This window comes from Enterococcus sp. LJL98 (genome assembly GCF_054871745.1).
Map to the genome: position 1 here is coordinate 1 of NZ_JBTXLU010000003.1, position 26,308 is coordinate 26,308.

17 protein-coding genes are annotated in these 26,308 nt (G+C 36.9%); 2 read left to right on the forward strand and 15 right to left on the reverse strand.

Going from position 1 to position 26,308, the window contains the following annotated elements; all coding sequences use genetic code 11:
• The 12 genes from ACYSNO_RS04295 to secA2 all read right to left on the reverse strand — a co-directional run.
• The coding region (locus ACYSNO_RS04295; RefSeq protein WP_461729845.1) for a pectate lyase-like adhesive domain-containing protein at window positions 1-3,839 on the reverse strand (3,839 nt) is incomplete at its 3' end.
• Between the two features lie 356 nt (window positions 3,840-4,195).
• Window positions 4,196-5,293, reverse strand: a complete 1,098-nt coding sequence (locus ACYSNO_RS04300; RefSeq protein WP_461729846.1) for a glycosyltransferase — start codon at window positions 5,291-5,293, stop codon at window positions 4,196-4,198.
• Window positions 5,294-5,352: 59 nt separating this feature from the next.
• Complete coding sequence (locus ACYSNO_RS04305; protein ID WP_461729847.1) at window positions 5,353-6,378, reverse strand: sugar transferase; 1,026 nt, start codon at window positions 6,376-6,378, stop codon at window positions 5,353-5,355.
• A 10-nt stretch (window positions 6,379-6,388) separates the two neighbouring features.
• Window positions 6,389-7,342, reverse strand: a complete 954-nt coding sequence (locus ACYSNO_RS04310; protein ID WP_461729848.1) for a helix-turn-helix domain-containing protein — start codon at window positions 7,340-7,342, stop codon at window positions 6,389-6,391.
• A gap of 25 nt (window positions 7,343-7,367) precedes the next feature.
• A complete protein-coding gene (locus tag ACYSNO_RS04315; protein WP_461729849.1) occupies window positions 7,368-7,550 on the reverse strand; it encodes a hypothetical protein in 183 nt (60 codons plus the stop codon).
• Window positions 7,551-7,575: 25 nt separating this feature from the next.
• Window positions 7,576-8,430 carry a hypothetical protein gene (locus ACYSNO_RS04320; RefSeq protein ID WP_461729850.1) on the reverse strand — a complete coding sequence of 285 codons (855 nt, stop codon included), beginning with the start codon at window positions 8,428-8,430 and terminating at the stop codon, window positions 7,576-7,578.
• The gene (locus ACYSNO_RS04325; RefSeq protein ID WP_461729851.1) at window positions 8,420-9,865 is read right to left on the reverse strand and encodes a glycosyltransferase; all 1,446 of its coding nucleotides are present in this window, start codon (window positions 9,863-9,865) and stop codon (window positions 8,420-8,422) included. Before ACYSNO_RS04325 ends, ACYSNO_RS04320 begins: the two co-directional genes overlap by 11 nt.
• Before the next feature lie 101 nt (window positions 9,866-9,966).
• A complete protein-coding gene (gene asp3, locus ACYSNO_RS04330; RefSeq protein ID WP_461729852.1) occupies window positions 9,967-10,839 on the reverse strand; it encodes an accessory Sec system protein Asp3 in 873 nt (290 codons plus the stop codon).
• Between the two features lie 22 nt (window positions 10,840-10,861).
• Window positions 10,862-12,445: an accessory Sec system protein Asp2 gene (asp2, locus tag ACYSNO_RS04335; protein WP_461729853.1), complete on the reverse strand. Its 1,584-nt coding sequence runs from the start codon at window positions 12,443-12,445 to the stop codon at window positions 10,862-10,864.
• Entirely contained in the window at window positions 12,438-14,036 is a 1,599-nt protein-coding gene (gene asp1 / locus ACYSNO_RS04340) for an accessory Sec system protein Asp1 (protein ID WP_461729854.1), read from the reverse strand. The genes asp2 and asp1 overlap by 8 nt, the downstream gene beginning before the upstream one ends.
• A gap of 24 nt (window positions 14,037-14,060) precedes the next feature.
• Complete coding sequence (locus ACYSNO_RS04345) at window positions 14,061-15,278, reverse strand: accessory Sec system protein translocase subunit SecY2 (RefSeq protein WP_461729855.1); 1,218 nt, start codon at window positions 15,276-15,278, stop codon at window positions 14,061-14,063.
• A gap of 60 nt (window positions 15,279-15,338) precedes the next feature.
• A complete protein-coding gene (gene secA2 / locus ACYSNO_RS04350; protein ID WP_461729856.1) occupies window positions 15,339-17,696 on the reverse strand; it encodes an accessory Sec system translocase SecA2 in 2,358 nt (785 codons plus the stop codon).
• A 997-nt stretch (window positions 17,697-18,693) separates the two neighbouring features.
• Between secA2 and ACYSNO_RS04355 the strand changes: the two genes are divergently transcribed.
• Window positions 18,694-18,924, forward strand: a complete 231-nt coding sequence (locus ACYSNO_RS04355) for a linear amide C-N hydrolase (RefSeq protein WP_461729857.1) — start codon at window positions 18,694-18,696, stop codon at window positions 18,922-18,924.
• Entirely contained in the window at window positions 18,894-19,412 is a 519-nt protein-coding gene (locus ACYSNO_RS04360; RefSeq protein WP_461729858.1) for a linear amide C-N hydrolase, read from the forward strand. Before ACYSNO_RS04355 ends, ACYSNO_RS04360 begins: the two co-directional genes overlap by 31 nt.
• Window positions 19,413-19,738: 326 nt before the next feature.
• Here ACYSNO_RS04360 and ACYSNO_RS04365 read toward each other — a convergent pair whose 3' ends face one another.
• The 3 genes from ACYSNO_RS04365 to ACYSNO_RS04375 are packed head-to-tail and all read right to left on the reverse strand — an operon-like array spanning window position 19,739 to window position 26,308.
• A complete protein-coding gene (locus tag ACYSNO_RS04365) occupies window positions 19,739-21,001 on the reverse strand; it encodes a DUF2399 domain-containing protein (RefSeq protein ID WP_461729859.1) in 1,263 nt (420 codons plus the stop codon).
• On the reverse strand, window positions 20,994-25,151 hold the full coding sequence (locus ACYSNO_RS04370) for a TIGR02680 family protein (protein ID WP_461729860.1): 4,158 nt from the start codon (window positions 25,149-25,151) through the stop codon (window positions 20,994-20,996). The genes ACYSNO_RS04365 and ACYSNO_RS04370 overlap by 8 nt, the downstream gene beginning before the upstream one ends.
• Window positions 25,148-26,308: a DUF2398 family protein gene (locus ACYSNO_RS04375; RefSeq protein WP_461729861.1), complete on the reverse strand. Its 1,161-nt coding sequence runs from the start codon at window positions 26,306-26,308 to the stop codon at window positions 25,148-25,150. Before ACYSNO_RS04375 ends, ACYSNO_RS04370 begins: the two co-directional genes overlap by 4 nt.

Consider the following 26,308-nt stretch of genomic DNA (forward strand, 5'->3'; position numbering starts at 1 on the left):
TTTGAGATACTATCGGATAAGCTAATTGATTCACTTAGGCTGATACTGTCGGATAGACTATCGGACAAACTAATCGAATCACTTAAGCTTGAACTGTCGCTATTACTGTCAGATAAACTGTCGGATAAGCTAATTGATTCACTTATACTTGAGCTATCACTATTACTGTCAGATAGGCTAGTGCTATCGGATAAGCTAATCGAAGTACTCAAACTAATGCTATCAGACAAGCTAATCGACTCACTCAGGCTCGTGCTTCCATCTTGGCTTCCAGAATTACTTTTTGAAATACTATCAGACAAACTAATTGATTCGCTTAGGCTGTTACTATCAGACAGACTTTTCGAATCACTCACACTAATGGATAGACTTTCGCTATGACTGATAGAATCGCTGCTTGAATCGCTTAAGCTAACTGAAAGACTTTCACTATAGCTCCCTGATAGACTAACAGAATCACTCGCACTAATAGATAGACTTTCACTATAACTTGCAGAAAGACTAGTCGAGTCACTCAAGCTAAGAGAGTCACTGGTACTTAGAGACAGACTGCTTGAATCACTTAAGCTGCCACTCGTACTAGAACTTGTTGAAAGACTACTTGAATCACTCAAACTAGTGCTAGTAGAGAAACTGCTTGAATCACTCAAACTGGTGCTCGTCGATAGACTAATTGAAGCACTAGTACTTGTTGACTGTGATTCGGATACAGGATCGGTTTCATAAATGACTTCAAAAGATTGAGGATCGCTATCTGATTGATTTGTACCATTACTTGTCGTGTCGTGTTTGTTATTCGCTGCTAAAGCATCTGCCAGCGTCTCATAGATTTTGCCGTCTGGTCCTTTTACCTTATAAATATAACCGTTTCTCGCTAAATCAGCATCTGTTTTTCCTAAAGTAATCTCACCGTTAGAAACGCCCGCATGACTATATTCTCCTTCAGTTACCGTCGTTGGTAATTGCGGATAGTCTTTTCCTGTTGCCGGATCGGACATTGGTGAATTGTTTGAAATAATCCCTACTAATTGATAGTCGGGTTCTAAGGTAACCGTTAATTCTTGTACCTCTTTATCCGTGGCACTTCCTTTATTATCGGTGTTATCGAAAGTAAATTTATCGTCTCCACTTATGTGATACCCTTTTTCAGTTACTTTCCCTTTTAATAAATCTTTCAATTGAATTTCTTGACCTGAAAAACCATCAATTGAGATTTTTTTCGTTTGATCCACTAAATCGAGACCATCTGATTTCTCAAAAGTAACGTTTACCGTTTGTTTATCCGCTACTAAATACATCTTCACAACTTTTGCATCGGTACCAACAACGGTTTCTACAGGTTGTGTTTTCCCGTCAAGCTCATCACCTGTTGCGTAGTGATAACCTTGTGGCACATTGGTTTTCGTATAGTAATCTGAGGTCCAATCAATCTTATTACCAAAGTTCGCAGGATCTAAATTCGTACCTGCTTTCTCTTGTTCTGAATTGACGTACATACTTTTTACTAATTGTCCGGTGTTCACATCTTCATATTCATATTTTATCTCTGCATTGGGTTTCCCATATACATAAATATTATATTCATACTCAGTGCCTTCCATTGGAACAATTCCAATATTCGCTTGACCATAACGATCCCCATCATCTTCTGTACTTGTGAGATCCCCACCACTTTGCTTGTCATCGACTGCAGAAGTTGGTACTTGATCTCCAATTGCCCACATATAGTTTTCAGGCATATGCGTCTCTGCAAAATCTTTCGTTTTCAATTGAATAAATTGACCGATATAGTTGTCAGTCGAACTAAGCGGGTAATCCACCGATTTGATTTTCTGACCATATTGATCGACATAGTTTAACTTAACCGTTCCAGGATTTAGTGCATTTGTACTTAATTCACGAGTATTTCTATCAATAATATCTGAAGCCGTTGTATTGCCTGCTGTATCTGTTACTCTTGCAGAAGAATTAACGACAGATAAATTTGCAAATTTGGCATTGCGAGAGCCACCAGGGTTTGTTGCTGAATTATCTCCTTGCCACGTACTAATTTGAGAATTATTCATTTCAAATGTTCCAGCCCCTGAGAACAGATTCCCATTATTAGGCGCTCCTGATAGAGTATTCCTTGATATATGCAAGGACTCTGGTGAAATAAACTTGACGTTCGACCCTGAAGTAATATATACAACAGATGCAGGATTCCACTGTTCTAAATTCAATTTTGTCCCGGCATTGAAAGTAATCGTTGAATTCCAATCAGCCCAAAGAGAATTGTACCCAACTGTTCGCGTAGCTGTCATATTTAGATTCTGACCAAAAGTTACCGAACGGCCCGTCGGATTCTCTCCAAGATAACGGTTCGTATCAATTAACATTTGGAAACCATCTTGATGCCAATCGACATTGTCTCCTACCTTAATCTCATCAAAGCCGAAGTAAACCATAGGATAAGTATTACCATTAAATCCTTCAAGTTCATTCCCAATAATTGTCACGCCATCACCAGCCGTAAAGGTATGAGCATACCCTGTATCTGATGGCTGATTTGGACGTACATTCATAAAATAAAACATCGAAAATCCTGTTGTTCCTGCGGTACGATTTAATTCCACATGAGAACCATTCACAATATCGACTTGACCGATGTGCATCAGCTCTAACTTCGCTGCTGCTTTAATTGTTCCAGAGAGAGTCACTTGACTATCTTCTGCACATAAAAGTCGTTGTGGTTGAAAATCAGCAGGTCCACCAGGTCCATCTCGACCTTCTAATTGAACATCGTTAATGTTGAAATTCCAATAACCATAACCACCTGGAGCGACTTGACTATCAATCACCGCGTCCGCAGCAATCCGATTATCGCCAGTATCTCCACTAATTCCACCAATAGCCCAATGAATTAAATTCACATTATTCATGGTAAAAATCGAACCTCTGACAGTTGCGTTCGTTCCCACACTAAATGTCGCACGTCCCATATTAATCGTATGGCCGCCACCATCAATGATGAGGTCTGTTGCTCGCCAACCTAGGTCACGGACGTCTACATTTTCTGGTGCGCTAAAATCTGAGGTAAATTCAATAAAGGTGATTTTATTATCAGCATATACGCTCTTCAAACCTGCCCAGTCGCTGACAGCAGCGTAGGTATTGTTGCTTTGTGCTTCTGCTTTATAGCTTGCTAAATTCGCAATTTGATCTGGAAGCGCTACGTCCACTGAGGTTGGGGATGGTTGATCCGTTGGGTTATTCAATTCATTTTCAAAATCTACCCGTCCGGCATCCAAGTCAATAGCTACATTTACTCGATCCTTAATGACATCCAAGACTCGTTGAGAAAAGTTCGTAACTAAATTATTTTCCTCTGAATATTGTGTGGCTTTCTCAATTAAGGTCTTGCTCGGATTCAACATACTGTCTAACTCAATATTCAACTCGTTTGTTGAATCATCCACCGTTACTTTCGATCCTTCAGGCACCACATCTTCAAAATAGCTTTCAGCTGAAGAGGATGGTTCTGTTGAGGAAGACTCCTCTGTTACCATGGATTCTTCTGTAGCAAATGACTCTTCTGTTACTGAAGAATCCTCCACTTCATCACTTTGAGGTGCAGCTGGTATTTGCGTAGAATCCTTATTGGCAAGGATATCTCCTGGATCCAATTCTTTTCCTGCCTCTGGAGAGACTGCTTGAACCGTTTCCGCACTACTCAAACCAAGAATACTTCCATAAGCAGTAATTGTTGCATAAACCCAATATTTACCACTCTTGTACATTTTGTAACGTTCTTTTTTGTTCGATTGTAACAATTTCCGATAGTTATTTTTCCGACTCATACGTCATAAAACACTCCTTCCTAATCGATATAAGTATGCCACGTTATTCAATCGATTGAATCGAACGTTCCGGAAATGGGATATTAGAATCTAAAAAAATTCAATCCTCTCTGATAAAATTTCATATTTCACGACGTTACTTATTGTAAAACGACAGCTATCAAGTGTTTAAAGGTAAATCAATCGTCTAGCATTGGATAAAATGTTCAATTATCACCACGCAACTCAAGGACTTTCAAATTAAATTAATTAAGTTATTTATAAAAAAGTAAAGACGACTTATCTTCTAATTTTAATAAGAAAAAAGCCCCTGATTCCTCCGTATCATTGAGGAATCAGGGGCTTCAAATGCCATTTTAAGAATGCGTCAGTAACAGTAATTCAATCTCTAGGATCGCTTTCTTAATATAGGTACCGTTACGAATGAGCGGACTAATTTTTTGAACATTCTCAATCATCTCGTTGTACGCTTTCTCTGTTAATTGGTTTAATTTTTCTGGTAATTGTTCCAAATCATCCACAACAAGACCCAGTTTATTCCTTTTGACAAACTTCGCTAATGGCGATTGGGACCAAACAATGACAGGCTGATTCGCAGCTAAATATAGGGGCAATTTCCCTGGCGTATTCGAACGTTGATAGTTCCCAAAAGGTCCTGTTACTGTCGGATAACTGTCAGAATCCCAAACTAACCCAAAGGCACTGTGTAAGACAAAAGGGATGCCTTCCGGATCGATTCGCTTATGAACAATGATATTTTCTTTCATCGCTAGACGATCTTGCTCGTCTGGCTTCGCACCAAAAACCGTTAATTTAAACCCTTCAGGTAATTCTAAAAGGAATTTCGCTTTTTCAAGCGATCCTGCATAGTCGATGCTTTTACTAAAAGTTCGCTTTTCTCCGTAATAAGTCGTCTTATAACCATAAGGGCCAATGTAACTCACTGAAGCTTGAAAGTTTTTTCCTGCACGTTCAAATTGATTTCTTAACTGCTCTTCCATCTCTTTCGAATGTAGAAGAAAGCCATCTGCTAATGATAAAAGAGAAACTTCCCTTCTTTGCCGCTCACTGATAGGATTCTTTTCTTCCATTGGCGTCATTGATTCATCCATTCTCCAAGACTCGATGTCACTAATCATAAAGACAAGGTGTGCTCGAAACAACTTCACTCGCTGAGCAAATTGCGTAATCCATCGCTCACTGTTAATTCCAAAAGCCCAATGAACAATGACAAGGTCATTTTTCTTTAAGCCGCCTAGTATTCCGTCTAAACGAGCACTTAAAACCTCGTTTGGTTCATCTGGCCAATGATAGGTATATGCTCGAATCCGTTCCACGCCGATTTCCGTCGCAAAATCTTCAAAGTCTTTTCGCCATTTTCCTACAGCACCATAATTCCAATAAGGGTACCCTGCTTCGATTGTATTATTAAAGTGTAAAAGATACGTCGCCATCTTGCTATCTCCATTTCTATCCTCATTTATTCAGATTATTTTTCATTGCTGATTCTTGGCTAAACGGATTCGTGTGTCTCAATTCCATGAAAGAGGATAAATGCTTCCGAATCCAAAAATGCTTTCTTCGTAAAAAAGCCTTCATTTAAAGCATCACTAAGCCGAAGGGCATTTTTTTTCATTTGATGTAGCTCTTCATCTGTGACCTCTGCCAAAACGTGGTCTAACTCATCCAAGGACGCAATCGCAAAACCAAGGTTATATTTTCGAACAATTTCGGCTGCGGCAGATTGATCCCAGACGACAATAGGGTTTCCTAACGACAAATACAACGATAATTTATGGGGCGCATTGTAGCGCGTATATCTTTGATAATCCCCGCCGCCTTCTATTTTAGAGTCCCAAACCAATCCAATTCCATCTTTCGTAATTACTTGAAGTAGCTCCCTTTGTTGGAATTCTCCCCTATATGAAATTGCGGCATCAAGTTCGAGATTTCCAAATCGTCCATAGGCTTCGATTGGAGTCATATGGGGCCACTCTTTTAGAAAAACCGATTTTCTGAGATTTCCTGCCATGATGACCTTCTTTTCTACCTGCTCGCTTTTTGAAAGACCCTCCGTTTCGTTTAAATAATCAAATAGCTCTTTCGAAATCATCGGTGTCTGCACGCCGTATTCTCGTAACCCTTCTGACATTTTTTCTCCATGGGTAATTAAAAGATCGACCTCTGAAAAAATCGCCTTTTCTACTTCTCCCTTGTTTCCTCTTAAAATTTCCGTATCGTGAATCAGTAGAACAACGTGAATCCCTCTCAATTTCATTCGGTGGATAAATTCTTTTTCAAAGCGCTCACTATTGTAACAAGGGTATTGATACACCAATAGATCTCCACGATGCATGGCTGCCGTAATCCCGTCAATTCGAGAATGCAAGGCCTCCAGACTTTCATTCCCGTCTAAGTATCGAAAGATGTAAGTCGGTTCATATCCCACACTTTTTGCAATTTCGACCACGTCTTTTCGTGCCTTTGAAACAGCGTCTACGGATGCCGCTTCAATGATTGAAGTAATCCATTTTTTCATTTTGTTCTCCTTAAGATAGTAGTTGATTGAAAAAGATAATCTCAGATTCCGGCATACACCAGAGTGAAGTTCTGAACTTTTCTTTAAAACAATCTTTCTTTTTTTTGACTGTTTCCTCTCGAGATTGGCTAAAGAAATCCCGCATAAAATGAAGCAACTCATGATTGTAAGTATCTAATTGATTGCTTTCTTCTAGTCGGTCAATTGTTTGATTGATTAGCAAAAAAGCGAGCTCTCTTTGTTCCTTTTTATTGTAGATTATCGCTAAATCTAAGACACATCCAATGAAAATTGGACTCCATTCACCTAGTCGATTCACCGATAGTTTACGAAGCAACTCTTTTTCCAAAAAAAAGACTTCACTCATTAAAATCGATTGGGTCATTCCGTTTTCTAGCATGTCATTCAAAAGGGTAAGATATAAGAATATATCAAAAACCGTCAAGTAATCATTTCCAGAAAAATAAGATTCCAAGTGACTCAGATGTCTTAATTTTTGCGCTTTGTCATCAGCCAAGCAAAAATCAGTATAGTACAAGATTAATTGGTAAGGGATATTTGCTACTTTGGACACTCGATATTTTTCAAGCTTCTTCTTTAATTCAACAAATAAATTTTTTTCCTCTGCTAAGGATGATTTCGATAAGTGAATCATTAATGATAAGATTTGAATCTGTTCATCGGTTGAAACGGAAATCAGCTGCATCATTTCCCAATCCGTTAAATTGAGTATTTTTTTTAAACTTACAATGAGCTCCATTGGTAAATCCACTTGGTATTGCAGCCAACGATAGTACCTGGATTTGGATAGATTAATTTTCTTTTCCAACACGCGAATGGTTATCCCTTTGTCTTTTCTAATTTGTTCCACTTGTTCTCGATCAATGCTCACAGACACCGTCGAAGTCTGCGGTACTAGCAGTTGAGGATTTTTACAATTAAGAAATCTTTCGATAGATAGCATCAGCACGCCTCCTAAGGTGAATCGTTTACTTAATGGAAGTAATCAACGTGTAGAGTAGCGAACCTAAGATAACAACGGACATCACTAGCGAAATAAGGACTCGAATATACTTCCCGCTGCCTTTTTCTTCTTTTGTCGTTTCTACTACTTTCGATTCTTCTTTCACAAATCTTTTTTCAATATCTTGAGATAACTGATCTTTTTTCATTCCTTTTGTCTCCTTACCCTCGAGACTATTTTTCACAGACAACAATCTTATTTAAAGGAACCTCTCGTGCCTTTAGTTGTTCAAAATAGTCTGACTGCATTCGAACTTCTTGAATACATTCAATTTTGTTTTCTAATATATCGACTAAATTTCGTTTTACATTCCCTTGTTCATCGATGGGTGTTTCTTCCAATGAAAGAATATTATACGAATTTGTTCTTTTTAAAGCGGATAATTCAATGCCCATATAAGAAATCACCACTGTATCTTCCGCCGTCACTTTTTGCGCAACTTGGTCCATGATAAAGTCCATTGTATTGGCAAATTTTTTCACTACTTTTAATGTCTGAGGATCACGTTGCACGGCAAAGTTGTTTTGTCCTTCATAAAAAAAGTAACTTAAAATAGGAAGTTGCTCACTATTGAAGAAATCAATCTGCTCGGGACGATTGTTTGCAAAAAAGATATGGCTAAAAGGTGCCCCGTCATCGGCATATTCAACGATGAAGTCTGTCGTCCCATCCAGATTAAAATATTCAACTTCTTTGACTAAACGCCGTGTTTCTGGGTACAATTTCATCTGCCCAATTTCTTCACCATCATGATTCAAAGAGATGGTCCAATTGCCGTTCACAAAGATTTCAGCCCTGGTCGCTGTCGATACTTGATTAAAAAACAAGAACTGGCTCGCATCATGTTTTCGTTTTGTCACTTCATCAATCACATTGATTCCAGTAACCCCTTCTCGGTTTTTTAAACGATTAAAATTAGGACTCGGCGAGATGGATAGGACTTGCCCTTGCTTGAGTAAAAGTCGTTCTTTTTGTTTTTTCCATACCTCACTGTTGGGATTGATTGTATTCACAAGTTCATAATGCATCGATTAAGTTCCTCCACTTCTCCGAAATAACTGAATCTTGAAATTCTTTCACAGAAATTCGAGTATTTTTTTTCATCTGATGATAATCCGTTTGCAGCAATTTTTGAACACCCTTCGCTAGCTCTCGTACACTAAATTCTTCGTCCGTTCTAGAAAATTCTTGTAAATAACCGGTCACGCCATCTTGAACCAATTCCAATGCACCAAAACGAGCTTTAAAAGTAACAATCGGTAACCCCGCATCTAAGGCTTCGATATAAGTCAAGCCAAACCCTTCCGAATAAGAGCCGGAGATGAAAGCGTCATAATTTCGATAAACTTCCTCTAGATGATGCGACAAGCCTTTCAATCGAATATAATCTGCGGCATCCAATTCTTGAATTAATTGCTTCAATTTAACGTCTTCGCCACCTTGACCATAAATATCTAGTTCAAGTCTTGGGTATTCTTCCTTAAGGGAAACAATCGCTCGAATCACGATATCCAGATGTTTTTCAGAGGCCAAACGAGAAGCGGTGATCAACTTAAAGGGTTGCGTTATTTCATTGCAAGACGGGCTGGCATCTTCAACCTGGTTTCGAATGCCTCCTACTGGAATCGTCACGATTTTTTCTTGTTCTTCTGGAAACTCAATCAGTAAATCTTCTCTTTGCAGTTCTGTGGAAACAATGACTCTGTCGACTTGTTCCATGTGTGTAAACAAATATTCGTAATGATTGTTCCATAATGGTGCAGAAGGAACATCGCGATCAGATAAATGGTCGGCATGAATGACTTCAACCAAACTTGAATTTTCAGGTTTCTCATAAAAGAGCGCCGATTCGGATTCTTGACCTCGGTCGAGAATAAAATTGATTTTTCCCTCAAAGGACTTTCTTAGATATTGGAAAAAAAAGCGTTGCAATGTGACTTCGTTGCGGAAAAAGAGGTATTCCCCATCCATATCAAATAAATGAATATTTTGAATCAAACGCCCCCTTCGAGGATGGTCGATGATTTCGTACATGACTTTTCTTTTCATCGTTTCATATTCATACATTTCGACCTTATACCCAGAAACCAACAATAAGCCTTTATTTTTTTTACTCACCGATTTTTCCAGATGTTCAATCCATAACACCCCTGTTGAAGTCAAAAGGCGTTTTTCCCGATGGGTTTGACTGTCATCAATGAGGACTTCTTCTTCCAATTCATATCGTTCTTCTGGCCCTTTTGTTAAATATTCTTTACCAAAGACAAAAAACTCCCACATATTAATGACTTTATCTGACGGAATTTTCCATGCTTTCATTGCTTCACTTAAATTATGAACAAATTCCGTAAATACATATTTATACTCCAACTGCGCCTCTTTAAAACATTTTTCTCGATAAAATTGCGCGTGCTCCACTCCCGAATTTCCAATCCCCATGGCTTTATTCACAAAAAAATTCATAGCTTCCTCCTAGCATTTATTTTTCACATAATCAAATAGTGCTTTTAGTTGACACAAAAGACTGATTGTGACGTGTTTCTTACATGCGATTGCACTCTTTTTTATTCGGATGTACCTTTTTCAAACTTCTCGGAATCCAACGTTGTACTGATACTGTCTGGAATTTCTCCAACTAGAAATCCCAATTCCTCGGAGATAGTCATTGAGCTTAGGCTCTCTGGCAGCTCAGTTAGCGAATCCGTGACTTCGAAGGCTTCCGCCGCCGAACTTAAACTTTCTGGTATTTCATCAACGAGCGAATCCGTAGCTTCGAAGGCTTCCGCCGTCGAACTTAAGCTTCCTGGTATTTCATCAACAGTGCTTGCCTCTTCTTTTTGTTCATCCACCAAGCAAAGATTTTCCAAAGACTCGCTAGTCGGAGCCTCTCGAGTGATTCCCGTGTCCTCTACATCAAGATTGCTTGATTCCTCGTTTGCTGGCGATGCGCCCTCTGCTAGAGAATCTGCAGGGAGCAGGCTTTCAATTGGTTCTTCCTCCTCATAAGAGCGATCTTCCAATAGGTAAATGTACTTGAACGTAAAAGATTGCACATTTTTATTAATCAATTGAACCGTGTACGACACCGCGTCTTCCGGAAAGACAAACGTACCTTCTAAATTCAAAAAGTATTCTTCGCCAATTAATTCTTGCTCTGCATCAAAAAAATCTAATCGCAGTTGAATCGCTCGATCTTTTAACCCTTCTACCTCAACTCGAATATGGTATTTTTTTGATTGAATCAGCAAGGGCAACATTGGCGGTTCTCGATCAACATGGAATTGAGTGATGGATTTCCATACTTTTATCGTTTTTCCTGACGGCATTAATGGGGATTGATAGTGGACGTCGCCGTTTTCTTGAATGGTAATTTCTGTTCCATAGTTGAAACTATCTCGATAACCATTTCCCCATTTTATGAAAAAATAATTCCTCATGTACTCATTCCCTTTTTACTCTTTATTTAAAATTACTTGGTGTTCGTTGAAATACTTGAACCATCACGTTTCGATATTGCTTTAAAAACCAACGATTGATTTCCGGGCTATTATCGTTATGTCGACCAACGAGCCCTTTATACAAGACCTTCGTTAACGAATTCATTCCTTTGATTGTTTTTAAAAGACGTGGAAAAGATAACTTATCGTAATCATCATCTTTCATATAAGAAATTGCAAAAGTGGTCTTTTCATAACGGCCACTTTTAAACTTCTTCCAAAACTTTTGATTCAATTGCTCTGCGGCACTCGCCGAAACCTCTTTCGTGTGAGAATATAAAATATCCAGCGCCGTCCCAAATTCATTCGGTCTTCTAATCCGACCATTCGTTGCAATGTCTCCAACATCCGTCAGTGGCTTACCAACAATCACGCTATGGGGAGAAAGATCTGCAGCATAATAAAGCGCACCAAAAGTCCCCATCGAAAGTCCGGATAAAACCAGTTGAGAGGAATCAAAACCTAAAAGTTCTAATTTTTCACGAATGACAGTGGCAACTTCCTTTTCTAAGGCGTCACTCCCCATATAAAAGCTGCCTCCTTCCAAGCGAGGATCTCCGATTAATAGAAAGGGGCAACCCATACTCGCCATCATTCTTCGCCCTTCAAAACCTTCTGCTGGTCGATACCCGGAAAAATAAACAGCTAGCGGCGGTTTAAAATCACCTGGTTCAAAATAGTGGAGAATCTCACCACCTAGTTCTTCCGTGTCATAAATGACTTTTCCACCGGGTAGTAAGGTGAAATCCTTCCCTAGTGCCTTTCTTAAATGAACCGAACCAATGAACAATTCCCCTTCTTCTCCTTGAGCAAATAAAGAGATACTCATATACGCCGCTTCTCCCTTATTCTCAATGATGACTTTTTCTCCTGTTCTTGTTTTTTCAATTGGAATTTCAATGCAATCGAGAATTTCACGACTGTGCTCCTTAATGAAATAAATTTTGAAGACAGCATCAATCGCTCCTTGGACTTGTTTGAACTCCGGGTAAAATTCAAAGCGGTCATACGCCCCGATGATTGTGGTCATTTTCCAAACCATAATTTGACGCATTTGCTGCGGGAACGGGCCCGTCAACCGAAAATACGCTTTGCCTTTTCGTGTAACATGTCCTTGAAAATTCGGACTGATTTCAGCATAATCGCTATTTAACTTATACCCTTCTTGTTTCGCTAAAAAATTTTCATTCAGGTACTGTTCGACCGATTCAAAATGATCGAGCGAAAGCGGAATTGCCCCTTTTAAATCAAAAATATACTGAATGTCTCGTTGGTAGCGAGCCTCTTTTGAAAGAAGCACTCGATGAGCAGGTAACTGTCGAATCCATTGATCGCCATCACTTACAATTTTGGCATAATTTTCAATAATAAAAATGCTATTGTAATTTTTTGGATGATAGATCCCGTTTTCAAATAGACCCAGTTCCTCCTCATCTTCTTGAAAATCATAAGCTAAAGGCAGCCAAATATACTCAAACGCGTCCGACAAAAGACTTAAGTCTGCTGCATTTTGACTGATGTGAATGACTTTTATTTTTTTACTCATTAAAAGCACGTCTCCATTTTTTCATTGTTTCTTCGATACTATTTTTCTTGATAATGTCGACACTTTCGATCAGCGAATGGTTCCAATGATCTAGGCTATCCAAAAAATATTCCACCGCTTCGAGGGCTTCTGGTACAGATTGAACCACTTGCCCATTCTTCTTATTCGAAAGATAGTCCGTCTTTTCTTTGATAATCATTGGGATTCCTGCACTGACAACTAAGGACTGCATTCTCAAGTCATTGATAGAGTGAATATCGATGAAAATTCGCGCTTGGCCTAATGCCCCTCGCGTCTTATTTGGCGAAGGCGTAACCAAGAACTCCAAGCGTTCGACGGTTTCCACTGCTGCGACTAATTTGGTCCATTCGGCTGTTTTACGAAGGCCTTCCACTGCTTTTTTATCGGTATCGAAAAGTTTCATTTCTTTTTTTGCAGTGATAAATTTTTCTACTTTTTCATAATCCTCTGACCGATGATCCACATGGTAATGCTCATTAATGATTTCAAAATGAAGGTTGCTTAATCGCTCTTGATCTTCAAAGTTTTTGACTTGTGTCAACAAACTATATTCTTCCTTTTCGATCACCTTTTTGATTAACATCCGGTACAAGGTTTGATTTTCATCAGTTAAATCCGTGATTTTTAAATACATGATTAACAGGGGTACCGAGTTACTGTTTCCTAACCGTAATTCGGTATGAAACATCGGTATGAAAAAAATCTCTTTTTCTGTTAATTCCGGATCTTCACTTTTAATTTGCTCAAGGATTTCCTTTTTTTTGCTTGTATTTGTGACAATGCCTTCGCTTTCTCGAATGATTTGACGTTGCGTTTCTACGGGTAATGAATCAAAAGAACTTGCCTCAGGAATCATTTGAATGAGTTTTTGACTGACGTCATTCTCTCGTAACAACTGATGGATACTCGCGTCAAATTCCATGATCGCATGGTCTTCTTTTTCTTTTAAATCTGCTAAAAAATCAGTTAAAACAAAACCGATTAGCGCATGAATGGTTTGCATTGCTTCTTCCGGGAGTTGCTTATTTCCATCTTTTTCCACAATGACTTTAGGAGTTCCTATAAGGTGTTCCGTTAATGTTAGCCGCTCCTGTTCATTGAAATATTCCCTTTTGACGAGTTGCTCTTGAGTGTCAAAAAATTCACGCGAAGAAAGAAAACCTCGATCGTCATAATAATCTGTTTTCCCACCATATTTTTTAAAATAGTGAATTTTTTCCATACAGCCATACTGATTAAAATACACTTCGCCGTATGTCGTATTCTTTCTAACTAAAGTAATACCCGTCGGATGGTAAAGCCGTTCCACATCGCTTGGTAAAAAAACATCATCCAGCGTCATTGGATGACCCATTCTTTTTTTTATATTTTGAATATAATCAAACAGACTCATAGAATTCTCGGAAAGAATGGTCGCCTCTTGCATTTGATAACGTGAAAAAGGGGAATAATTCAGCGTCAACACGCGATGCTGACGTTCACTTACAATAAATTTCCGAATCACATGCAGTAAGTGATTTTCTTCTAAATTCGTCTTCGATGGTCTCCAATTTGCAATGAAGTAAATCATAATTTGCCTCCTCAAAAATGAACTTTAAAAAATAGAATAGAGGTGATTGAAATACAGAAATTCCAATTCTTGATACAAGTTATCTAAAATAATAATTAACATAAAAGTACTACCAAAGAACAAGGCCAAGTTGGAAACAAAAGGGACATGTAACCCAACAAATAAAGGAATCACTGAAACAACGACTAGATAGAGATTTCCTGTTGAAGCAATGAGGAGCAATTTATCGCGGACATATTTTTCGGTTTTGTCACCCGGTACCACCCCTAAAATATAATCCCCAGAGTATTTCATATTTTTGGCAATATCATGCGGTCGAATATTCACAAAACTAAAACCAATGGCCAAGATGAAAATAATCAAGCCGTAAGTCAGAATCCCTTGTACGGTGTTAAAGGAAAAAAAAGTCGTTAAAAACCAAGACAGCGGGGTGTTACTTAACGACTGGTTTAATAGTAGTAGTTGTGGCAAAGAAAAAATAGTTGTCGCAAACATATAAGGCATGGCACCGGCTGTCAGCAATCGGATAGGGATATACGATTGATTAAATTGGCTATCAATCCCTGTTCGCTCAATCGGTAAGCGATATTCCGCTTTATATAAGTACAAAGTCAGCACAACAAACAACAAGGTAATACCGACAATAAAACCAATCGTCCATCCGTTAAAAGGGATTTCTTTACTTTGACCAGAAACAAGCATGGCTGGCAAGTTGGCAATCAAGCTAGGAATAATAAAAACACTTTGGGCCCCTACACCTTTTTCACAGTTCATATCGGCTAACCAAGTCAAAACCATGCCACCTGCGGTCACGATTAAAACAGCAAGAGCCATAATCTGAACTTGGGAGAACCGCTCTAAATGCTCAAACGAAATGTTTGCTTTAAAACGAAATACCAAGCCGATCGCTTGTAGTACGGTAAAAATCAGCGTGAGTAACTTTTGATAGAAACTTCTTTGCTTGATTGACAAGTTATTAATGGCGTCAATATCAATCATCGTGATTGTCGACCAGATAATTAAACCGGTCATGTAAGGACTCATTCCGAGAGAGAACAAAGTCGGAGCGCCGTATTGCCCTCCTGTTGCTGAAGACAATAAGCGAGCAAGTGTACTCTGGTCTTGTAACATATTTTCATTAATAAAAAACCCAGGGACATAAATATGTTTCCCTATTTGTAATAGGAACAAAAATAAGATACTCCAACAAATTTTTCTGATTAAATTTTTATTTTTTTCCATGGATCTCAGCTGTTCCTCCATTGTTATTCGTTATTTTCTTCACATAAAACCAGGTGTGAATTATGGGAATTCTAAATCGATTGTCCCATCTTCGTTCTCATTAAAAGTGGAAAGCAAATAGTTTTTCAAGGTTTGTTGCCAAATGGCATGTTTCATTTCCAGAAATGACTTTCGTGCTTCCGTTTGGAATTCATAGATTGGCCGGTGTTGTCCCCAACTGCGGCTAGCTACAACAGATTTCAGCTGCTGCAAGGTTTCTGCTTGTTCACCCCACATCGAATCCACCGCTTTTAATAAAATAATGCGTTTAAAATAAGTTAATTGAAAATCATTGGTGAATCTTTCTGTTTGGCTTTGTTCTCTTTCCAAAATTACATGCTTTAAAAACTCAATGGTCTGTTTTTTTGATTCCTTTCCAACACTTTCCATTCGTTCAGAGTCAAAGTTATAGTCAATCGAATTATAAATAAAATCGAGCGTTTGTTCTTGACTCAGTAAAATGCCGGAGTCAATAGCAAGAGTCATGGCCCGTTGCGTACTCTCGTCAATCATTGCTGAAAGTTCCTCAAGCGATGCTTTTAAAATCAGGTTCCTTGTCTCGTAAACTTTTTCACGTTGAACATTTACGATTTCATCATATTCCAATGTATTTTCTCGACCTAGAACTTCTTGTTTTTTTCGATTGTTCTGAGCTTTGAAAATAACTGATCGATACTTACGTTTATGGGAGATTTCATGGTTTTCGTTTAATTTTTTAATTTTCTTCCGCTCAGTCGAAACCCAACGAGGGGCACTTTCAACAATGATGCGATCTTCTAAAGAGATATAAAAAACACTATCTCCTGGATCTCCTTGCCGTCCTGCTCTTCCTCTGAGTTGATTATCAATTCGCTGACTCGTCATTTTTTCTGTCCCGACAACCAACAATCCTCCTAAATCCTTGGCTTCCTTGGATAATTTGATGTCCGTTCCTCGACCGGCCATTGATGTGGCAACCGTTACGGCCCCTTTTTCTCCAGCTTTTGAAATAATCCATTTTTCTTTTGCCGCGGAGGTTGCATTTAATAAATTGTGTGGAATTTTTTGTTCCAAAAGAATTCTCGAGTACAAATCAGACATCGATACCGACCCTGTTTCAATTAAAACAGGACGACCAATGTTCATAGCCTTTTGAACTCGCTCCAATGAAGCAATGATTTTCGATTTATTCGTTGCAAAAATTCTGTCCTTGTGGTCTTTTCGAATCACCGGTTCGTTCGTCGGTATCTCTAAGACTTCTACTTTATAGGTATTCATAAATTCTTCCGCATCTGTTTTAGCTGTTCCCGTCATACCGGATAAGACTTTAAACTTCTTAAACAAGTTTTGATACGTAATCATTCCTAGCGCTTTGGTTTCCTTTGTAATTTCGACATCTTCTTTTGCCTCTAGCGCTTGATGAAGTCCAGCTTGTAATTTTGTACCGATTAATTTGCGCCCATTCACTTCATCTAAGAGAAAAACTTCCTCTTGATCGACCACGTAGTCTCGATTGTTTGTCATAATGTAGTTAGCTTTCAAGGCTGTTACGATGTGACGGTATAAGTCTTTCCACTCCTCGTCTAAGATTTTCTCAATCCCAAAAAAGGATTCCACTTCCTTGATTCCTTGCTCAGTTAACCAAACATTTCTTTGGTCTTCACTTAACTGATAGTCCTTATTCCTTTTAATACTTTTGACAAACCAATCACACGTTTCAAACAAATTCGATTGTACTTTTGACGCACCAGAAACGATTAATGGCGTTTGAGCCATATCTAACAAAATCGCATCGACTTCATCAATTAGCACAAAATTAAATGTCTTAACATATTGTTCGTCGAGTTCTGTCGTTAAGTTTGAGAACAAATAATCAAAACCTAAACTACTATGTGTGGTGTAGATAATATCTGATTCATAAACCACTTTTTTATCAATCTCTTCCTCCGTGTGTTCTTGAGGAACTCCGACTGAGATACTCAGACCTAACCATTCAAAAACCTTCCCGACTTCTTGCGCGTCTCGCCAAGCCAGATACGAGTTGGCTGTAATCAAATAGTTCCCTTTCCCCATGAGCCCTCTCAAATACAGCGGCATTGTCGCAGTGAGCGTCTTCCCCTCTCCGGTCTTCATCTCGGCAATCGTGCCGTAGAACAAGGAAACCCCGCCAAGAATTTGTACAAAATAAGGACGCATGCCTAGTAGACGAGCATCCGCTTCGATAACTACCGCAAAAGCATCTAGTAAAACTTTATGGATTGACTCGCCTTTTCCTAGTCTTTTTTTCAAACGATAGGTTTGCTGCTTTAACTCTTCATCCGACATCTCTTGATATTTCGGCGCCAATTCCATAATTTTTTTTGCAATTTTCTTATATTTTCTTAATTTCATATTCGTCATCTTTCTAACCTTCCGAGTAAATAATGATAAAACCAGAGAACTTTATATTTCGACTTTGTTCTTTTGGCTTCCAGCGATTGTCCTTTTTTCCTCAACAGGGGGGTGACTTATGCTATAAGCGTCGCACTGTATCTATTTCAGAGGCTATTTACATAACCCGATAGTTTCCCTTCTTAGAAATGGCACAAGAAAAAACACTTATGCCTCACTCCAATTGCTGTTTCCTGGTCTTTTTCGGAAACACAAGAAGAGTAAACATAAATGGCTTCGTCGCTCTTCATACAAACGAGTCACCAATGGCAGCAACCTACCCTGATAAAAGAATCTTCTTTCCTTGCGTTTCAAAAACGCCTACCTACTAATCAAAAAAGGGAATCTCTTCCTTTGCTGTTCGCTTCAAACAAACGAACAATCATTCACAACGTCGAAGGTTATTCGCAAGATTTTATTCCTAGTAACAGGATGCAATTTCGTCCTTTATTACGTGATTTCTTCTAACCATCGCACCGTCTTCTTTTCAAAAAAAAGAGTCTATACTTAATGTGATTTTTATAGGATTTATTTACATGTAGAATCAGTACCTTGCTTAAATTGTCTTGCTTACTTTCATAAATAATAGATACATTTATCTTAACAAACTAAAAAAACACGATTCTAATTTTTTTCGTTAGGAAACATAATTTTTGTATAAATACTTTCTAACAGACAAAATCTTCCTAGACGCCATCGGAAGTAGCTATCCAATCCGACCTATGACATAGCCGAATAGAGAAATCGTTCAAGCTTCCCCTGATAAACTTCCACTTGAAGCACATAGGCACGTTCATAAGATTCCATTTTGATGGACCAAAAGATCAGAAACTTATCACTACAAAAAAAACAACTAACCTCATACCAATCTAGATGGTGCGGTTATTCGAGTTGCTTTATGTATTTCGCTTTTGAAGTAGATGTTTCTCCAGTTTTCTTGCCAAGACACCACGACTAAAAAAACGGAGTGGAAGCTGGTATCACCTATTCAAACAAATATGCCTTCATTGGTGCTGGTCGCCAATTAGAAGAATACTTGTTTGCTGATGTTTTTAACGAAAAAGGATTAGCCATTTGCTCGATATATTTCAACGATTACGCATCCTATGCGCCTGCGATCGAAGAAGGAAAAATCAATCTCGCCCCCATGACTTTGTTTCTTGAATTTTGGGAAATATTGCATCGATTGATGAATTAGAACAAGAAATCGGTAAAGTCAATATTGTCGCCGTTAAGAATGTACTTGGAATCGTTGTTCTTCTTCACTGGATTATCGCCGATCAGACGGGCCATTTGATTATTATCGAAATGACAAAATCTGGCTTAGCAATTTACGAGAACGAAACCCGAGTGATGACCAACGCTCCTGAATATCCTTGGCATTTAGCAAATTTAAACCATTATTCTTTTTTAAATAATGAATTAAAACCTGCAAGCACTTTTTATAAATTCAGCTCGCAATCAGGGGAACTCAGAAATGGTATGATTGGCCTACCTGGAGATGATACTTCAGAATCTCGTTTTATTCGGACCGCCTTCTATACTGAATTTACCACTCCAAGAGAAGATAGCAACGCTGCAATTAACAACATGTTCCATATCCTCTCTTCGGTTAACATTCCTCGTGGCGTCAAACGAAAAGACGATCAGTCCTCTGATGAGCCGGACAGCGCCGATTGTGTTTAAGTTAAGTAACAAGCAGCGGTTTGACGTGTTAGTGCCGTAAAAAAAGAACTCCGCCTCTTGAAATCTTTACGTTTCAAGAGACGGATTATAATTAAGGCATTAAACAATACAAACAAAAATATCGGCATTTCATTTACAGTGAAGGTGCTCTACCTATATAGTTGAAGGCCCATAGTATTAGCATACTAATTTTGCTGGAAAGTTCTCCGAAGAAAGATAACTTTTAAACAAATCTAGTCTTATATAAAAATTCAATAGTTAGGTAGATGCTAAAAAATGAGTCCAATATTTAAAAGTACTACTTATTAGCTATTAACCAATTCTATTCATTCTCTAATCCATTTTTCTAATAATTCAAAATAAATTTCAGTTAATGCCTCTTGTTCAACTGCTTTTTTCACCCGATACATTTCTTGTTTTAATTCTTGAAAATCTGGTACTAGTATATTATCTAATAGTCTTAGCTGATGAATCGTTAATGCCTTCGTTTTTAATTTACAGTCATATAATTCCTTATTCATCCCTACGATTTTCACATGTCTAGGAAATAACTTCAAAATATTTTGAGCCATCGAAAGTCCATTTGGATCTAAATCACTGGAGTAATAAATCATTGTCCCGCTGACTACTAATTTTTCTATTATTTTTAAGACAGTGTAGTTTGGTTGTCCACTAGTCGACAAAAAGGGTAAAGTAGGAAACATTTCTGTGAGTATTTGAAAAACACCATCATTTTCAACTACAAATATTTTATTCTTCTTCGTGTATAAATTTGTCGCCTCCAATGCCTGACCTTTCCGAACAACCCAACTATCTCTCTCTTTACCATGTATATTCCAAGTCATCGATGGTCCATCAGAATAGATTCCTTGTACAAAAGCATGAATCGTATGATCTCCGCGCATCAAATTGACATGCGTATACATTTCTTCACTCATTTCTACTTTAGAATATTCGCTTCGTCGCGTGTCGTTCGACAGTTTAAAAAGTTGTTTCAACATACTATTAAACACTTCACCTGTCAGAGTATTTACATCTAATTCATGGGCATTTTGAAATAGTTGATTTGAAAAGTATGGTAGTTGCATATAAGTATCGGGTAAGCGATCTAATGCATACTTCGCTTTTTCTAATGACTCAATCGTTGACTCATCTTTTCTCCATTTTTTAAATAGATTTGAACAAGTAGGTTCCGACAATAGATTGGTTTTATCACCTAAAATTTTGATAACAAGAAAATCAAATTCTTTTCTTTTTAAAAATTCTTCTTTCATTAATTCTTTTTTTGTTACTAATTTCTGTCCAGTAAAATATTCAATCACTTCTTCCAAACTATTATTTTCAGCAAGTACACTCCTAGCATAATGTATTTTAAATTTTTTTACAGAAAATTTAGTTTTATTCTCATATTCAATTTGTGATAGTCCTAAGAATTCTTTTATTGGAAATTTGTCGACTGTCCCTAGCTCATCATAGCGAATATACCCTCCAAAGGTTTCATAAGATGAGTAACGTTTGGCTAATAATGAAAACCAACTTTCCCAAGTCTCTTGATTTTTCAAAAAAAACATTATTACTTTTTCATCCAATAATATCGCCTACAGTTCTTGATCGTACATTCCCATTCCAACTATACTTAATAGTTTCTACATAAGGTGCACTTTTATCTTGTTTAAATTCATACGTATTAATACTAGATACTGTCGAATATTCAGGCCACATCTCTTGAGAATTCATAATATAATTAAATCCTAATTCTTCCGCAACTCCCATCATGGACTCTCGCCCCTCATCATCCACTCCTGTAAATGCTTCGTCCAAAGTAATAATATAAGGTGCAAACTCACTCGCAGACTCAAACCGTAGTCGCATGGCAATAAATAATGGTAAATAAAGTGATTTTGCTCGTTCCCCTCCAGACATTTTCATAAAATCCCCTTGCGTTAATCGTTCAAACTCTTTTTGTTTAGCATTTTTTTTATATTTTAAGCGGAAAAAAAACCATTGACGGTAGTCGAAAACTTTTTTTAATTCCTCTTTTAAATCTGTTGTTCCAGGATTTTCTTTTACAATAAGTATTGCGTCATCCAAACCTTTTTTAAAGAAGCTAATAACTTTTTTTCGATTTTCCTCTGTTAAAATCCCTTCTTCTGCACTACTCCAAATATCAATTAACTGACTTGTAGATGTCACACCTTCAGATTGAGAAGGTTTAGGAACCAACTTTAATTCCAGTTGTAAGTCATCTTCCCCTCCATAAATGCGTTTTAACATTTGATCCATTTTTATTGCCCAAGTACGCCCTTCAACTACTAACTCACGTGTCGTTTTTCCTAACTTTCCAAATAGTACCTGACGATACATTTCTTCTTGATCTTTTTGATACGCTCGATCGTTTTCTGCTTTTTCTTCTCTTAGTATCGTTTCTAATAGGAATGACGAATTTCTCATATTTTGAGTATCCACTTCAAGTATCTCAAAATTATTATAATCATCCCAACTTTCATATAACATTTCAATCGATTCATCTTCTACTTTTCTTCGAGTAATGATGTTTCTTGGTTCAGATTCAAGGTTATAAACAAGTAACTGATCGCGATTGTCACGAATGACTTTTATTAATGCATCCGTTACTTTTGTCATTTTTTCTCTATCGACTCTACGTTCAAACTGTTTTGCAAAATCATCCAGTTCGACTTCAGAATTTTGTGAATATTTTTGAATGGCTGAATAACACAACTTTAACCAATTTTCTTTAAGCAGACGTTTTTTTTCTTTTTGATTTAATAAATATTCTAATTCTTTTCTCGAATTTCTTAATTCTACTTCAAGCTTCCCAAGTAATTGATCATTAACTTTTCTTTCCTCTTCGGCTTGGTTCATTTCCTTTTTAAGTTCTGATTGGCGTACAATTATTTTTTCTGCTTCTTTAAACTCACGTTGCTGTTTTATTTTATCTGAAGTGATTGATTTATCGATAATTTGTTCCTTAATACTTTCAAGTTCTTCTTGTGTTTCAACACATATTTCATTTTGATAATCATTATCGATTTTTTGTTCTTCTACTCGAATTTCAAATTGTTTTATCTGTGAAACAGTTTGTATCACATCTCCCAAAATAATATAATAGTTATGGGCATATTGTTTTATTTCAGCTATTTTCTCTTCATTAATCTCTATTTTTAATATTGCCTTTAAATCAAATAACTTTTTTCGATATTTTTGTAACTCTGTTGCAGCCTGTTCTTTTTCATCTAATTTCATTCGTTCAGCTTCACTTTGAAGAAGCACTTTATCAGAGGTAGATTTATAAATTCGCAATAACTCACGTATTTTTTGTTCATTTGGATAGGAAGAAAAATCGGCTTCATAAGCTTCTATTCTTCGTTCTAGCGTTGTTATTTTTTGATTTATTATTTTCTGGTCTTCTCTTAATCCAAAAATCTCATTCTGTAAAACTTCAATTTTTCTTTTTCGTTCGGATTCACGACTTGTTTTCCCAATAAAAGATGCTTGATAATGAGAATTAGATTTTCCTTTTAAAATAGATAATTGATACGTACCATCTGGGTGAATAATTGGTAATGAAGGCTCACCACCTTCATTAATTTGAATGCTATTTAAAATATTTGTCACCATCTCTTTTATTTCAACAGACAAATGAGCTTCTACTTTTAAATAACGGGCTAATGTATTACTACCCTCTCCAAAAGTAAATGCTGGAGCAATAATTGACAAGTCATTTTCCCTCAAGGCCTTCTCATCCGCTGAAATAACCGCATCTAAAAGACCGCTGGCTCGTAGCGCTGACTCAATTCTATTCTTTAATTCTTCTTCTAGTCCCCCTTGGAAATCAATTGTTTCATAGAATGAGTTGAAAATGACACCTGATTGCATTAACATCTCTCGTGCCTTCCTGCGCAACTTCGTTCTTTCTGGTTCTACAAACTTTCCTTCTCGGAGTAACTCTCTTTCCTTTATTTTTAGACTTAATGACTCTTTGATTATATTTAAATCATTTTTTAGCGGAAGTATTTGACTTTCCACTGCATTAATTGCTACCCGTTTGGCTTGTTCTATTGGTGCTTTGACATCACTAAACTCAACCTCGCCATCATAGAGTTTACGAATCCTATACAATGAAAGATTTAAAGAATCGGATGGTACTTCAAATAAGGCTAATTCTGACCATTCAATCACCTCTTCTTGAAGCTTTTCTTTTCCTTCTTCTAAATTCCCTTCTGACTCTATAGCTTTACTTTTGGCAAGATCGAGTGCTTCAATAGCGTGAGAATGTTCCTTTTCACACTGTTTTACTCTCTCTTTTGCTAAGTTAATAGAACTAGCAAGTCCTTCAACTAAACTTAGATTATTTTCTAGTTCTAAAATAACTTTCTTTTTCCTTGTTAAATCAGCTACATATTTTTCTTCGCCACTGGATAAATTTTCAAAAAAATTTTGATGTTGCTTAACATAATTAAATCCACTCGCATTGTCTGTCAGCTCCATAAAATTCTGTTCTTGTTGCTTTCTTTGTTCCTCCAAGGATTTTTTAGTCTGTTCTAATCTCTGTAAACTATTTTCAAATTGCTTTTCATTTCTTTTAAATTGTATTTTCTTTCTTATTGCCTCCAGATTTAATTTCTCCAACTCTTTTTCTATATCAGCAACCATCCTGATTAATTCACTATGATTTGATATCGCTGTTCTTTCATACTCTTCACGCAATAAAGATAAATTTCGTTCTAATTGATTTTGTTTTTCTACCAAATTATGATTTTCTTCATCCAGTCTGATGATGTCTTGCTGACGCTTATTCATTGAATGAATAAAAGATTCATACTCTTGCTTATTTCTCAACCACATAGTAACCAATTGTCCCAATCTTTCTTCAAGATACTCTCGATACTTTATATTTACTTTAGCGAGTGACTTGAGTTCTCTTGCTAAGTTTATTTGATCCTCTTGAATACGTTCCATATCTTCAATTACATTTTTAAGGACATCAAGTTCTCCTTCTGGCAGTTCAGACATCGAGTTCAATAAAATGTCTGTCACTGCATTAGGACCCGATTTATCTCCTAATTTTGATGCTCTTAGTTTGATTAAGAGTTTTATCATTTCATTAAAATCTTCCATTTTAGTAAACTTAAAAATTTTCCTATTGATATATTCTCCATATGAAGAAGGATTATCAAAAAAACGAGCACCAATACCAGCTATTTTATTTTTTAAAACTTGTTTTGTTAGTGAAGAATAAGTATCATCTCCATTGTCTGTAATAAGATGAAAACCTTCAAGAGCTGGACTCGTTACTCGTGGAGCACCATTAATGGCAAAATACCAACGTGTTAATTTTGAACTATTGCCATTAGTGTTATTTCTATCAGCTTTCATTCCAATACCAGATGTAAAATATTCTTCAATTCCATCCGTGTTCAGACGTTTATATTCGAGAGTGATATAACCAATTCTATTATCAATTCCCAATATCTCTTTCTCTCCTAAAAGAATATCTCCCATTTTACGATCTGTTGATTGAAAGAACGGATCCATTCGCCTTGCATCAACCCGGCCATCTAGCAAAGGTGGTAATAGACTCACCATCGCCACCGACTTACCGCGCCCATTACTGCCTCTTAAAAATAACTTACCATCTGCAAAATCAAAAAAGAAGGATCCTGCATATTTCCAAAAGTTATGAAATCCAGCTCGATTTAACACCCACTTATTATTCATCCGTCTATCCCCTCAATTTCCCCAATGATCCGAACAAAAATCGGATAAATTGTTATTAATTCTTCCTCTTGGTCATCTTTAATGAAACAAATCTCTTGTAGTCTCCTTTTTAGATTTACATTGAGAAAATCAAATCCTTTTCCCCGAAACTCTACAGTCCAGTATTGATCATAAGATTTAATTAGCTGTTGAGAAATCACTTTCTCCCAAGCTGGATAAGTCAATATCTTTTCTCCTCTTGCATTTATTTCATGATTGTCTTTATTTCTTAAAATGCCTGCTAACTGTAAAATAATTTCATCTATTTGCATCCTAGTCGGAAATCCGGAAGAACGACTTGAATTTTTTTCACTAGATAAAAATGCCATATCTTTATAGAGTTCAAAATCATATTCTGTCTGTTCCCAAAAACTTTTTAGACTACGTTCATTCTCGGAACGACGCATATAAACAAATTCATCCTCCGATGTATAGCTGTTAAACGGGATTGCAATATTCTCAATTAATTGTCGATAAACACGTTGACGTAATGTTAATGTTTCTCGTTGTTCCTTTACTAGATCATTTTTAAACTCTACAAATGTCTGATATTCAATGAAATTATCAAAAATACGCGATTGATTGTTGAAAAAAAACTTACTAAAATCTCCTAACTCATACAAAGCATATGGCTGTTCTTCATCTTTGGAATATTTTGTATCAAAATCTTCTGTCATCCCATCCATTAATTTAATAATGCCCATTTCTGTCATTCTTTTCAACGCACTGACTAGTGATTTTCTGTGTGACAGCATTGACCAATCCAATGTTTCTTTATCGGGATAAATCAATACAATATCTTTTACAATCTCCCCTAAATAAAAAGATTCATCTGTCCTTTTTGTATCAATAATTGCCATTAGGAGCATTAAAAACACATACTCATTGACCTCTTTAAACTCATTAATCGCCATATACGGCTTCACTTCTAAAGGGATATGCCTCACCATTATAAATTCCTTTTGAATTGTAAGTTTTAAACCAAATAAGTCTTGTAAGATACGTGATACCTCTAGCTGCCTTTGTCGGATATCAAAATATAATTTAGAATACTCTTGTCGATAAATTACATAATTTTCAAATAAAGGTTGAATTAGTTTGAAAATAGATTCATCCAC